We start from the raw sequence: 14,281 nt of genomic DNA on the forward strand, positions 1-14,281 counted from the left end.
TTATGGGTCTGCTGGCGGCTGGGCTTCCGGTAACCAGACAACAAAGCGGGTGCCCTTGCCCAAGGTGCTGCGCACCTCAATATGGCCGTGCATTTTTTCAATAATGGAGTGGCTGATGGCCAAGCCTAAACCCGTGCCTTTGCCCACTTCTTTGGTGGTGAAAAATGGATCAAAAATTCGATCCAGATCTTTAGCGGCGATGCCTTTGCCAGTGTCTTCTACCGAGACGTAGATGTACCAAGTGTCATCCCGCTGCTCACGACCACTGCTGATGGTCACCGTGCCGCGCCCTTCAATGGCATGACCGGCGTTGACCATTAAGTTGGTCAAGACTTGCGTCAGTTGGCCACTCGCTCCCAACACCGGGCCGATATGGTGAAGTTGTTGCACAACGTCGCAGTGGTACTTCAACTCGTTATTGACCATGCGCAGTGTGGTGTGAATGCACTGATTGACGTCGATTTCCTCACCCACGTCTTCGTCCTGACGTGAAAAAGTTCTGAGCCCTTCAGTAATTTCGCGAATGCGGTTTAACCCATCGGAGCATTCACCGGCCACTTCCGCCAGCTCCTCGCACCGCTCCAAGTATTCTTCCCGCGCCATATAACGCAGCAACTGCTGTGCTTGCGATTGCTGAGCACAGTCGCTGTCAGCAATACTTTGCAACAAAGGCAGCACCTTCTGGGCAAACGTACAACTGAGTTCAGAAAACTCACGAAAATAATGCATGTTGCTGTTGATAAAGCCGACCGGATTATTGATTTCGTGGGCGACACCGGCCGCCAGCGTGCCCAGCGATACCATTTTTTCAGCGTGTACCAGACTTTTTTCTGCACGTTCTTTGGCTTGCTCCAGATCATCGCTTTTAAACGCCTGGAACTTGGCATCCAAACTCAACCGCACCTGGTGCGTGAGTTGTGAATAGCGCTGCAGCAAGTGCACATGTTCTTGCACATAAAAGCCAATTTCGTGATGCACAAACACCAGAATGTCGTCGCGATCATTGCCACTAAACGGCCCGTACAATACCGCGCCAACGTCATCGTTTAAGTGCGGTAACCAAATCGGTTGGCGCCGGGCCGAGACCACTGCAGCCGGCTCTCCCTCTAATGCCCGCTGCAACACTTTGTCGTGCTGCCAGACTTTCTGCAGCCAGCCGTCGTTATCTGACGCCACACACATCCAAGAACCATCGCTTTGCCGCTCCAGGATCAAGGCATGATCACTGTCGATCAGCAGCGCGAACAGCGCCAGAGTCTGCTCGTACAACTGCTCACCGGTGCTGGCCTCTAAAATTGCGCGCATGCCGGTCAGCATGAGTTCACTTTCCCGCATGCTCGCTTCGGCGTGCTGGCGTAAGCGGCTTTCTAAACGCAGTGCTTCCAGTAATTCTTCGTTGTTAATGGTCATTGGCCAAAAACCACCGCCGAGATCATTAAGTTGCCATGACGATTTTGGCCGTCGACAAAACAGCCCTGCTCACCAAAGGTATAGAGGCCCATGATCGGCATCGCTGCATTAGCGTGCACGTCAGCCGCCATGGCATGCACTTGCTCGCCGATGGTGAGCATGCAACCGGCACAATAAATCATTAACGCTCCCACCGGTTTTTCCTCTTTCGGCAGCAGCTGACGGGCATTTTCCAGCACCTTACCGGCGCGATTCACCAGCCCATCGATACTGCCCGTCATCAGCTCCAGCGATTCATCCTGCGCCACTTCGGAGAACAGCGTCAGCGCGCCGCTCTCAGTAACCGCATCCGGATGGCTGAGCAAATAATCATCCGGGCCATCGGCCATCGGAATGCACCGCCCCAGTGGATGCAGCGTGGTCAGCGCCAACACATTGCCGCCTTCCAGCTGTTGCTCAATGGCGCCATCAATGCATTGATTAAAGCGCTGTGCTGCGGGCTGGCCATCGAGCTCCATTAGCTGACGCCCCGCCACTTGCGTAGCGACTAAGGTTTGGCCGCTGGGCTGATAGCCGGAGCTGAACGACACGCCAACACTGCCCGATGGGAAAAACACCGCCACCTGAATCAGGTCAACCCCCACTCCTTGGCGATGAAACTGCTGCCATTGGCCGGACACGTCGTTATCGGCACTGCTGCCGCCCAACACAGGTACGTTGGGCCCCACCACATCGCTAAAGCCCTGCAGTACGCATTCTTCCTGACCCGGCGGCAAAATACACCACAATAGCGCCGGGCTTTCGTATTCACGCCCAGACTGCGCCAACGCTTTTTCCAACGCCTGTTGCGCCGCCTGTCGTGGATCATCGCCTTGAGAGCACGCACCCACGCCATAATTGCCGCTGTGATCCGCCAACGCCCACAGCACCAGCCCGGCTTGCGCCTGGGTTTGTTGTTCGATGCCCAAGGCGCCCAAACACGAAGAGCCGGCCATGATGGGACAGTCAAATGCCTGCGTCAGCCGCTGTTGCAGCAAGCTGGCATCGTGCTCGGTATTGAAGCCGGCAATAATCAGACTCCAGTGGCCATCGGCCAGAGTCTGGATCACTTCATCGCAGGCGCTGCTGGCATCTCGAGCGTTGGAGCTGGCGATTCGAATTTGCATGATCGTTCCCTCGAATGGTTTGCCTGTTAGTGTAGCCAGCGATCCGTCAGCGATGGTCATGACTGGACTCAAATACGAATAACGATAAACTGCTGTAACACTTTTTCACCCAAGCCATACAAACCAGCGGTCCCAGACCCTTTCGAGACACACACCATGGCCGACATTCGCTTGTATCAATATCCGATCTCTCCGTTTTGCGAAAAAGTACGGCGAGCCCTGTGTGCCAAGCAGCTGGATTACGACATCGACAACGTCAGCCTGTGGCAGACACTCACCGGGCGAGTGAAAAGTCTTAGCCGCATCGGCAAGCTACCGGTATTGACCATCAATGGTCAGGTCATCGCCGACTCCACCAATATTATCGAAGAGCTGGATCAGCGTTTTCCCACCATTCCCTTGCTGCCAGATGCGCCGGAAGATCGTGCCATGGTGCATTTTTTCGAAGATTGGGCCGATGAGAGCTTGTATTTTATCGAGGTGTATTTGCGCTTCGGGCTAAAAGCCAATGCGCCGCAATGGGCGCAGCTAATCACCGCCGACGATCATCCGCTACTGGCGCCTCTGTTTCGTCTGCTGGCGCCGGGCATGGTGGCGAAAACGGCCTACGTGCAAGGTACTGGGCGCAAAAGCTGGCCACTGATCGAGCACGATTTGCGCCGTCACTGCCAGTCGCTGGCGTCTTGGCTCAGCGGCAAGCGCTGGTTGGTCGCCTATCAGCTCACCTTGGCCGACATTGCCGTCGCCAGCCAACTCAGTGCCATCATCGCTACACCGGAGGGTAAAGCCATTGTCGAGCCCTTTCCAGAAATTATCGCGTGGCTGGAGCGCGTCAACGAAGTGACTCTGCCGCCGGCTAACGCGGGCGCCTAAATAGCCCGCGCTTTGTGACCGCTTTACTGGCGACTCCGCTGCTCATCCTCCATAATTCGCGCCACTTCCATACGCCATAGGCCAATGCACCGTCGGGACACTCGGGGCTGTTGCGCCCTCCCTGTGCTAGGCCTTGGCGACTTTCAACAAAGGACTGTGATATGTCTCGTATTCTGACGCTGCTGCTGAGCTGCGTATTGGCAGCCTCGGTGCAGGCCGCCAGCTTTGATTGCCAGCAAGCCAGCCAACCGATAGAGCAGCGTATTTGCGCTAACGACCGTATTTCGTTGCAAGACGAACGCCTGGCGCAACGCTACCAGCTGCTGTTATCACTCGATCAACAGCCCGATGCCATCCGCCAGCAGCAACGAGAATGGTTGGCGCAGCGCGATCAATGCCAAACCGACGACTGTGTCTTGCAACACTACCAACAGCGCCTGCAGACGTTAGATCAGCAGTATCAGCAAGCACGTTATCGCCAGCAGCCTATGAGCGTCAGCTCGGTTAAAGAAGAAACCTGGAATAACGGCGCGGCGCTGGTGATTCGCACCACGGTGCCGGTCGATGCCGATAAAAATTGGCGTCGTTTTTTGCTGGTAAAACAAAACGACGAGCCGCAGTCAGAGGACAACTGGGTACTCAGTGACGACGGCTTAAAGCTGATTTATCCGTTTGTTGAGCCAGCAACGCAGTACCACATCGAAATCAAGCCCGGCCTCAGCGCCATCAATAACAAACGCATCGTGCGCCCCGGCAAACATAATCTGACCACCCGCCGTACCCAGCCCAGTGCCGCCTTTAGTGGCGGCGGTCATGTGCTGTCGAGTGCCGTACGTCAGGCTCTGCCGGTGACCACGCTGAACGTCGATGCCGTCGATATTCGCATTCACCGCCTCAATGACGAGCAGCTAGCACGTTGGAGCCGCTGGAGCTTTGACAGTAGCGAGCGCTACTACCGTTTGGACGAGTTTGCCAAGCACAACCCAGAGGTGTTCGCTGGCCGTTTTGATATCGAGCATCAGCGCAATCAACGCACCACCCGTAACCTGGACCTCAGCAACATTGACGCGGTGCAGCAGCCCGGTGCCTATTTGGCGGTGATGCAAATCGCCGGTCGTTACGAAGACAACTATCAAATCAACTTCTTCACCGTCAGTGATATCGGTGTGCAGCTGCGCAAAAACGCCCAACAGCTGCGAGTGAATACCCATTCCATCGCCTCCGGCGAGGTGCTGACCGATGTGACGATTTCACTCTACAACGACGAAGAGCTGGTGGCCGAGCAGCCGGTGGATAAAAACGGTGAAGCAGTATTTGCCGATTACCACAGTAAAGGCCACACCCTGATCGCCCGCCGCGGCGACCATATGACGGTGTTGCGCTACGACCGCCGGGCGCTGGATTTATCCGCCTACGACAACGCCGTCAGTCGCCACAGCGAGTTGCAGGCATTTGCCTGGTCACCGCGCGATTTGTATCGCCGTGGCGAGCGCTTGGAGTTTAACGCCCTACTGCGCGACGCCGATGGCCAAGCCGTCGATGCTCTGCCGCTGGAGGCCAAACTCATTGATCCCACCGGCAACCGGGTCGCCAAAGCCACCTTGCAACGCCAGGATGCTGGCCACTATGAGTTTAACCACACGCTCAGCGACAGCGCCAAAACCGGCCCCTGGACACTGAATCTGGCCAGCAGCGCCAAACCCAACACCGTGCTCGCCAGTTACGAAGTCAAGGTGGAAGACTTTCAGCCCGAACGACTCGAACTCAAACTGTTTGACGGCGATCATCAAGCCCGGCGCATGACGGATGCCGGTGATGAGCTGTCGATTCCGGTTAGCAGCCAATACCTTTACGGTGCCCCAGCGTCGGGCAACCGCGTCGATGGCTTTGTCATTGCCGAGTTGGATCGCAAACCACTGGCCGACTGGAGCAGCTATATTTTCGGCCTCGAAGGCGAAAGAATTTCACGCCGCCGCCTAACACTGCAGCCCACCGACCTCGACGGCAACGGCGAGGCCAAACTCAAAGTCTCGCTGCAACACTGGAAAAACTTACGCTCACCGCTGGCGCTGATTGCCAACGTCAGCGTGTATGAAAGTGGCGGCCGCCCCATCACCCGCAAAGCCACCATTACCCATTGGGGCAGCGATGAATTAGTGGGCCTGGAGCCACAGTTTAAGCTACGCCCAGACAACCACAGTTTGGTGCGTTTTAAAGCCATATTGGCTGATCGCAGCGGTGAGCTGCACTCAGGTGATGATTTCCAGCTGCGCTTAATTCGTGAAGACCGCAACTACTACTGGCGCTACTCCGATTCAGAGGGCTGGCGCTGGCGCTACGAGTCACTGGAGTTCGTCGAGTACAGTCAAAATCTTGAGTTTAATGACGACGCGCCCATCGACCTTGCTCTGCCGGTGGAATACGGCGATTACCGCGTCGAGATTTATAACGACGACAACCAACTGGTAAACCGCTATCGCTTCCGTACCCGTTGGAGCGGCTGGCGCAGCTCCGGCGATAGCTTAAAACCCGACCAGGTACAGCTGGCGTTTGAACAGCAAAGCTATCAGCCCGGCGACACCGCCACCTTGTTGATGACCCCAGCCACCGATGGCCTGGCACACATCACCGTCGAGAGTAACGACGGCGTATTGTGGCGCGGTCAGCGTGAGGTGCAGGCCAGCGGCGAGCGCATCGAGATTCCCACCCAATCGAGCTGGAAGCGCCACGATATATACGTCACCGCCACCGTCTTTACCCCAGGTGACATGAAGCACTCGGTGGCACCGAAGCGCGCCTTTGGTTTTGCCCATCTGCCGCTGCGCCGCACCGATGCCGGCCTGGATGTCAGCCTGCAGGTTAAAGACAAGATCACACCGCGCCAGCCAACCAAGGTTACCGTGAATCTGGCCGACGCCGAGCAACATGACGACGTCTGGGTGCGCATTGCCGCCGTCGATGTCGGTGTGCTCAACATTACTCGCTTCAACACGCCAGATCCGCTGGGGTATTTGTTTGGCCCCCGCCGCTATGACTATCAGCTGTTCGATGTGTACGACCGCATCATTGAAAACGCCGGTTTTGATTACGCTGCCCAGCGCTTTGGTGGTGGCCTGGTGCAATCGGAAGCCGAGCTGGTACGCGGCGGCGAAGAGCCGAAGAACGAAGTCAAAATCATCGCCTGGCAAACCGAGCCCGTGCGCCTTCGCGACGCTCAGACCGAGATCGAGCTGGATATTCCCGACTTTAATGGCCGCTTGCGGTTGATGGCAGTGGCTTGGAACGAACACAGCGTTGGCAGCGCCGAAGCACAAACCACCGTCGCCGACCCGCTGGTGATGCAGTTATCGCGGCCGCGCTTTTTAGCGTTGGGCGACCAATCGCAGCTGAGCTTGGATGTGGCCAACTTGTCTGGCCAAAGCCAAACCGTAGAAGTCACCTTCAGCGTTGGCGGCATGCTCAAGTCGCAAAGCTGGAGCCAACAGCTCAACCTCAGTGACGAGCAACGCGAGGTACTCACCTTTCCGGTGCTGGCACAAGAATTAGGACGCGGCACCATCGAAGCCAGCTTAAGCGCCAACGACGGCGAGCAAACCCTGAAACTGGAGCAGCAATGGGCCTTGCACAGCCGCGCCGCCTACCCGGCGTTAACTGAACGCCGCCAAACGGTACTGGAGCCGGGACAAAGCTGGGATAACGACCTCACGATGGAGGGCATGATCGCCAGCACAGTGCAGGCCCAGTTGACGCTGGACAACAGCCCGCCCATCGATACCCGTGGTCACTTTGATTCACTGTTGCGCTACCCCTATGGCTGCACCGAGCAAACGACGAGCAGCGGTTACCCTTGGGCATTGGTAACACCGGATGCTGCCCGACGTTTTGATCTAGGCAAAATGTTACAGCAGCGCTTTAACGAGCCTTACACCGACGGTCTGCGCCGCCAGCAACTGGAGCATGCGATTAAACGCCTGCAACCTCGTCAGACCAGCAGCGGCGGCTTTAGCCTGTGGTCCAATGGCGATGCGCGTAACTGGCTCAGCGCGTACGTTGGCGATTTCCTCACCGATGCACGCGAAGCCGGTGCCACCATCCCCGGCGGCATGCTGGAAGATCTGCAAAAGCATTTGCAGCGGTATTTACGCAGCGAACTGCCGCTGTATTCCTACCGTGGCGACCAGCATTATGGCCTGGCGACACGCGCCTACGCCGCCTACGTGCTGGCGCGCTCCAACAAGGCCTCGCTGGCGAACTTGCGTCGCTTGCAACAGGAAATGGAGGCGCTGCAGAAAGATTTGAAATCTGGCCTGCCGTGGGCACACCTAGCCCGTGCTATGCAGTTAAGTGGCGACGCCAACGCAGCAGCCAGCTTATTCCAGCGCGCCAAAACCATCAGCTATGAGCCGGGTTATTACGGCGATTACGGCAGCGCCTTGCGCGACCAGGCACTGACCTTTGCCTTGCTGGCAGCTGGCGGCTTTGATACCGCCGAGCCGTTATTGGCACTGTTTGATGAAGTGCAAAAACGTCGTTGGCTAAGCACACAGGAGCGCAATGCCTTGTTCCGCGCCTCACTGGCGTTAGATGAAAATGACCAGCCCCTGCGTAGCCTGATTCAACTCAGCGACATGGAGCAAAACATCGATCAGGAGCAGGCCTTCCGCAGCTTATTGGATGCCGATCAAGTGAGTCGCCTGCAGCGTGTAACCGCCCAGGATCAGCGTCAGTACCTTACCTTGGAAATGATCGCCCATCCGGCAGTTGCTCCAGAGCCAACCCAGCGCGGCATGGCGATTGAGCGTCGCTACTACAACCTGGATGGCGATGTCATCACACCCGAGCGCTTGGCGACCGGTGAGTTGGTGGTGGTAGAGCTGGAAGTCTCCACGCAAGGTCACTATGTACGCGATGGCCTAGTGGTGGATTTGCTGCCCGCCGGGCTAGAGCTGGAGAATCAGAACCTCGCCAATGCCAGTGTCGATTTGAGCAAATTGATGATTCGTGACCAACCGCTGGATGGCTGGCAGCAACGCGCTCGGGTCGAGCATGTCGAGTTCCGCGATGATCGCTTTGTCGCCGCTCTGCCAATCGACAACTATGGCCGCCGCTATTTGTATTATCTGGCGCGGGCGGTGACACCAGGCAAGTATTCGGTGCCCACGCCGTTTGTTGAAGATATGTATCGCCCGTATCAACACGGCATTGGTGAAACCCTGCCTGAGCTGGTGATTACGCCCTAATGCGACGGCGGCTCACCTGGGCGCTGCTAGCGCTGCTGGCGGTGCCGCCACTCGTGTTGTTGCTGATCGACTGGCTGGCGCCGGTCGATTTGCAGCCGCGTGCCGGTGCCACCCTGGTGGTCGATCATCAAGGCGAGCCGCTGCGGCGCTTTGCCGATCAACGCGGTGTATGGCGCTACCCCACTACTATCGAGCAGGTGTCAGACAACTACCTGCAAGCCCTGCTGACCTATGAAGATCGCTGGTTTTACCAACATCCGGGCGTCAACCCATTGGCCTTGGTGCGCGCAGCCGGGCAGTTTTTGCGCCACGGTGAAATCATCTCGGGTGGCTCCACCTTAACCATGCAAGTGGCGCGCTTGCGCTACCCGCAACAACGCGGCTTATTGGGCAAGTTGGTGCAAATGGTGCGCGCTGTGCAAATCGATTGGCACTTCAGTAAGCGCGACATCTTGACCTATTACCTCAATCACGCGCCTTTTGGTGGCCCCATCGAAGGGGTCGAAACCGCCAGTCGCCACTATTTTGGCCACAGTGCACGCTGGCTCACCGATGCCCAAGCAGCGCTGCTGGCTGGGTTACCGCAAGCACCGAGTTGGTATCACCCACGCCGCCACCCTGAACGTGCCTTGCAACAGCGCAACAAGGTATTAGAGCGACTGGCAACGTTCGGGCAGTTGACCAGCGAGCAGCTGCAACAAGCTTTGCAAGAGCCGATCAGCTTGGCCGAGGTATCGACGCCGTTAAAGGCACCGATTCTGGCGCGACGCTTGCGTCAACAGTGGCCACAGCAAGGCCGCATTCAAACTTATATCGACGCTGAGCTGCAGCATGCTCTGGCCAATTTGGCCAGCGAAGCCCGCCAGCGTCTGCCGGCCGGGGCGTCGGTGGCGATATTGGTGGTCGAGCATGGCAGCGGTGCCGTTAAAGCGTATGTGGGTTCGGCCAAGTTTGGTGACCGCAGCCGCTTTGGCCATGTGGACATGGTCAGCGCCCTGCGCTCGCCCGGCTCGACGCTAAAGCCGTTTATTTATGCCCTGGCCATGGATAAGGGCCTGATCCACAGCGACAGCCTACTGATGGACGTGCCGCTGCCCTTTGGTGATTACCGCCCCGAGAATTTTTTGCACGGTTTCAGCGGCCCGGTGAGCGTGCGCCATGCTCTGCAACGCTCATTAAACATTCCTGCTGTACAGGTGTTAGAGCAGCTCGGCCCCGCCGGCTTTTATGCCGATCTGCACACCGCCGGCACGGAGTTACAGCTGCCCATCGGCGCAGGCCCCAGCTTGGCGTTAGCCTTGGGCGGCGTTGCCACGTCACTGCAAGAGCTGGTGCAACTATATACAGCACTGGGCAACGGTGGGCAGGTGCTGCCGCTGCGCTGGAGTGATGCCGATACCAACCTTCATCGGCCAAGACCACTGCTCAGCCCAGCCAGTGCCTGGATGACTCGGCAACTGTTGCTGGATCGCCAGCAACCGGGACTGGCGGTGAAAACCGGCACCAGCTCTGGCCTGCAAGATACTTGGGCGGTGGCCTCGACGGTCAGCCATACCTTGGGGGTGTGGGTTGGCCAGCCGGACAACACCAATATGAGCGGCCACCACGGCAGTGCCACTGCCTTACCGCTGCTGCGCGCCGCCGCACGATTATTGCCACGCAGTGAGCAGCGCTGGCATGACAAACCGGATAACGTCAGTCGGCAAACGATTTGCTGGCCCAGCGGCCAGCAACGAGCGGCCGAGTTGTGTGATGAAGCCTTGGATGCCTGGCTGATCGATGGCCAGCAGCCGCGCAGCTGGCACCACACCCGTGCTCTCACCAGCCAAGACAACCGCAGTGAGCGTACGCTCAGAGTGGCCAGCGACAGCGGTCTGCGCCTTGGCCTTGGCTGTGAGCTGCCTGCGCGCAGCAAAACCGTGGCGATCTGGCCAGCACCGCTGCAGCCGTGGCTGCCACCCGACTGGCAGACACAAAACCGCATTGCGGCCATAGATCCACGTTGTCAGCGCCAGCAGGCCTTGTTGCAGGCGGAGCCGTTGCGCATCACGGGGCTTGCCGACGGCAGTCATATACGCCGTCACGCCAGTACGCAGCAGCAGCCGACGCTGCGTGTGCGAGCCGTCGGCGGTCAGCCGGATTGGTATTGGTTTTTAAATGGACGCTTGTTAGACGAGCGCGGTCAAACGCTGACCCTGCCTTTGCCAAGCGCCGGACGCTATCAAATCAGCGTCAGCGACCAAGCTGGCAGCAGTGATCAAATCAGTTTTGTGGTGGAGGCGAGCTAGGCCCTTTCACGCAGTCGACCAGACAAACTCGCAAATAATTTTGAAGCCAACCGCACCGCCAGCCAGCTGCTGGCGTAAGACAGTGCCACTAGGACTAACCAAAACAGTGGCGCCGGGCGTAAATACTGTGGGACAAAGTCGGCCCCGCCTGTGTCACAAGCAAACCAGTGGCCTGCCACCACACCACCAGCATCCAGGCAGGAATCAGCACTGGCTAACCCCAGCAACAGCAGACCCACAATGGCAAACACCAGACTCTGCAAGGCCATTCGCAACACGCTCATACTCACTCAGACACTAATTCAGCAGCCAAGTCTAACGCATGTAAGCGAAGCTGTTCATCATAAATATCATTGGTGAACATCAGCTCATCCACCGGCATTTGCGCCAGCAAGCTCTCGAGTTTGGAGCGCGCGCTCACCGGCCCACCGACGACGGATAAGGCCAGAAAATCCTGCACCTGCGCCTGCTGCATCACGCTCCAGTGTTCATCCATATTGTCGACTGGCGGCGGTAAATACAGTGGCTGGCCTTGCATCAAGGCCAATACCCGCTGCTGGGAGCTGGTGGCCAAATAGCGCGCCTGAGCATCGTCCTCGGCCAATATCAGCGGCAAACACAAGATGGCGTAGGGCTCTGTCAGCGAGGACGATGGTTGGAAGTGAGTGCGATACAACTCCAACGCTTGCTGCGCCAAGCGCGGTGCGAAGTGCCCGGCAAAGGCGTAAGGCAAGCCGCGCTCGGCAGCGAGCTGTGCGCTAAACAAACTCGAACCGAGCAAAAACATCTCTACTTGGCTGTTGGCTCCAGGATAAGCCTTCACACGCTTGTTGGTTTGCTCTGGGCCGAGCAAAGCTTGCAACTCGGCGATTTCTTCGGGAAAGCGTTCAGCACGCATGTCATCGCGGCGCAATGCACGGCTGGTGATAGGGTCGGTACCTGGTGCGCGCCCCAAGCCTAGGTCGATGCGGCCCGGATACAAAGCATCTAGGGTGCCAAACTGTTCGGCCACCACCAGCGGTGGATGATTGGGCAACATAATGCCACCCGAGCCAATGCGAATATTGTGTGTATGCGCTGCCAACTGGCCAATCAACACCGCGGTGGCACTGGAGGCAATGCCTTCCATGTTGTGATGCTCGGCCAGCCAGAAGCGTTTAAAGCCCAACTCATCGGCACGCTGAGCGTAGCGTTGCAGCCGTTGCAACGTTGCAGGGATGTCCATGCCCGTAGGCACAGAAGCCAGATCCAACAGGGAAATAGGAAGATTTGCCAAGCTTGCCATAATGTCGCCACGAGCCGAAAAAAGTGACTGCACAGAGTGCCATAAGCATTAGGGCCGCGGCAGGCATACCTGAAGAACAAAGCGTTGCGCTTTACCCATGCCTTGCCCGCCAAAGGGTGTGCCAGCGCAGCGCATCCGATACACTGTCGCCACTTATTGACACTGGTCCACGGAGTCCCATGAAAAACACCATTTTGACCGCCATGATCTTGCTACTGAGCGGCTGTAGTTCACTGACCTACATTCCAATGGATGACTACACCAGCAGTCTGACCAAAGAGTGCCTGAGCATGCAGTCACCGCAGAATGAAGATGCGCAGGAGCAATGCGAACACGAAGCCGAGTACGACACTCGTATTGCCGAGCGCATTTATGAGCTGCGGGCCGACAAAGACCTACAGCGTTGTCGCCAACAACACACGGATGAACAAGCCATCGATCAATGCTTCCAGCAAGCGCAAACCGATTTTTACGATTTGTACTTCCGCGGCCAGCACTAACACCCCGGCACCAGTGGGTAACCAGCTGGGCATTCATTCGCAGCACGATGATGGCGTATGATGAGCGTCGTTAACACGATTCTACAGGTACCATCACCGTGCTGAACTTTGATTACCGCAATGTCGATGTCATCTGCGTCGATGCCGCCAATCCCGACACCAGCGTTTTGGAGTGGCGTAAACAAAGCCAATTAACCGCCTTGCAAGACTCGCCACGCGAGCGCTGTAGCCACTTGAATCATGGCCACAGCTGGACTTTCGTTAAACGCAAAGACGCCGCCAATGCCTTCGAGCGCCTGACCCAAGCCCGCAAAGCCATCCAGGGCAGCTGGCATCACAGTGACACCACACTGACGCTGGTTGCCGACGATGCCGATGGCCTCGATGCTCTGCTCAGTGCCGCACTGGCTGATATCTACCAACTGCCAACCCACAAGCGTGAGGCCGACCCGCAGCCGCAAATCAGCCGCATCGAACTGGTAGGCGAGCTAAGCAGCACATTAATTCAGCAGCGCCAGGCCGAAGCCGAAGGCAATGCGTTAACGCGCTTTTTAGCCACCCGCCCGGTCAGCGACGTTAACCCCACCAGTTACCGTGAATGGCTGCTGGAGTGGGCGCAAAAGCAGGGCCTCGAAGTCATCGTGCACGACTACGCCAGCTTGGAGAAAATGGGTGCTGGCGCTTTTTGTGCCGTCGCACGCGGCGCCGATGACGGAGAAGCCAGCATTGTTGAACTGCGCTACATGGGCCAGCCTGATAGCGAGCAGCACACTGCTCTGGTGGGTAAAGGCGTCTGCATGGACACCGGTGGCTACAACCTGAAAACCGGCGGCTATATGTTTGGCATGCACGGCGATATGACCGGCAGTGCCGTGGTGGTGGGCACACTGCTCAGCGCTGTGCGCCAACAGCAGGCCATTAACCTGCGCGGCTGGCTGGCGCTGGTGAATAACCACATTGGCCCCAAGGCCTACCACGCCAACGAAATTGTTACCGCACTCAATGGCACCAGCATTGAAATTGTCGATACCGATGCCGAAGGCCGCATGGTGCTGGCCGATACCTTAACACTGGCCAGCCGCGAAAAGCCGCAACAGGTGATTGATTACGCAACCTTAACCGGTACCTGCGTATCGGCATTGGGTACGCGCACCTCCGGTGCCTTTACTAATCAAGAAGAGTGGACCCAGGCCCTTATCGACACAGGCCGAGTCTCAGGCGAACGCGTATGGCCCATGCCATTAGATAAAGACTACGACGACGACATCGACAGCGATATCGCCGACGTGCAGCAATGCAATCCGGGCCGTGCGCCGGACCATATTAATGCGGCGCGTTTTTTAAGCCGCTTTATCGAGCACGATACGCCTTGGCTGCATATTGATTTATCCGCCGCTAACCATAAAGGTGGTTTGGCCCATGTCGCTACCGAGCAAACCGGCTTTGGTGTGCGCTTTACCCAGGCGTGGCTAAAACGCTAATGCACTAAATTGGTTAATTGAGAAGGCTGGCTCGGCAT

9 protein-coding genes are annotated in these 14,281 nt (G+C 57.5%); 5 read left to right on the plus strand and 4 right to left on the minus strand.

The annotated features are described in order from the left end of the window. Both CHH28_RS02515 and CHH28_RS02520 read right to left on the minus strand, forming a co-directional pair. Positions 1 to 1,410 carry a sensor histidine kinase gene (locus tag CHH28_RS02515; RefSeq protein WP_094058828.1) on the minus strand — a complete coding sequence of 470 codons (1,410 nt, stop codon included), beginning with the start codon at positions 1,408 to 1,410 and terminating at the stop codon, positions 1 to 3. After that, positions 1,407 to 2,576, minus strand: coding sequence for an FIST signal transduction protein (locus CHH28_RS02520; RefSeq protein WP_199243986.1), 1,170 nt, complete (start codon positions 2,574 to 2,576; stop codon positions 1,407 to 1,409). The genes CHH28_RS02515 and CHH28_RS02520 overlap by 4 nt, the downstream gene beginning before the upstream one ends. Before the next feature lie 156 nt (positions 2,577 to 2,732). Between CHH28_RS02520 and CHH28_RS02525 the strand changes: the two genes are divergently transcribed. The 3 genes from CHH28_RS02525 to pbpC all read left to right on the plus strand — a co-directional run bounded on the left by CHH28_RS02525 (position 2,733) and on the right by pbpC (position 10,977). Continuing rightward, entirely contained in the window at positions 2,733 to 3,449 is a 717-nt protein-coding gene (locus CHH28_RS02525; protein ID WP_094058830.1) for a glutathione S-transferase family protein, read from the plus strand. A 161-nt stretch (positions 3,450 to 3,610) separates the two neighbouring features. Next, positions 3,611 to 8,689, plus strand: a complete 5,079-nt coding sequence (locus CHH28_RS02530) for an MG2 domain-containing protein (protein ID WP_094058831.1) — start codon at positions 3,611 to 3,613, stop codon at positions 8,687 to 8,689. Beyond that, entirely contained in the window at positions 8,689 to 10,977 is a 2,289-nt protein-coding gene (pbpC, locus tag CHH28_RS02535) for a penicillin-binding protein 1C (protein WP_094058832.1), read from the plus strand. Before CHH28_RS02530 ends, pbpC begins: the two co-directional genes overlap by 1 nt. On the opposite strand, the gene CHH28_RS02540 is transcribed toward pbpC, so the two are convergent. Together CHH28_RS02540 and CHH28_RS02545 are read right to left on the minus strand one after the other, a co-directional pair. After that, positions 10,974 to 11,261, minus strand: coding sequence for a hypothetical protein (locus CHH28_RS02540; RefSeq protein WP_094058833.1), 288 nt, complete (start codon positions 11,259 to 11,261; stop codon positions 10,974 to 10,976). The two genes, pbpC and CHH28_RS02540, sit on opposite strands and share 4 nt — an antisense overlap. 2 nt (positions 11,262 to 11,263) lie before the next feature. After that, a complete protein-coding gene (locus CHH28_RS02545) occupies positions 11,264 to 12,262 on the minus strand; it encodes an LLM class flavin-dependent oxidoreductase (RefSeq protein ID WP_094061959.1) in 999 nt (332 codons plus the stop codon). Between the two features lie 179 nt (positions 12,263 to 12,441). Here CHH28_RS02545 and CHH28_RS02550 point away from each other — a divergent pair, with 179 nt between their 5' ends. Together CHH28_RS02550 and CHH28_RS02555 are read left to right on the plus strand one after the other, a co-directional pair. Continuing rightward, positions 12,442 to 12,762 (plus strand): hypothetical protein, encoded by a 321-nt coding sequence (locus CHH28_RS02550; RefSeq protein ID WP_094058834.1) that lies wholly within the window; start codon positions 12,442 to 12,444, stop codon positions 12,760 to 12,762. A gap of 98 nt (positions 12,763 to 12,860) precedes the next feature. After that, on the plus strand, positions 12,861 to 14,243 hold the full coding sequence (locus tag CHH28_RS02555; RefSeq protein ID WP_233243719.1) for a M17 family metallopeptidase: 1,383 nt from the start codon (positions 12,861 to 12,863) through the stop codon (positions 14,241 to 14,243). Positions 14,244 to 14,281 lie beyond the last annotated feature (38 nt).

This window comes from Bacterioplanes sanyensis (genome assembly GCF_002237535.1).
GTDB lineage: Bacteria > Pseudomonadota > Gammaproteobacteria > Pseudomonadales > Oceanobacteraceae > Bacterioplanes > Bacterioplanes sanyensis_A.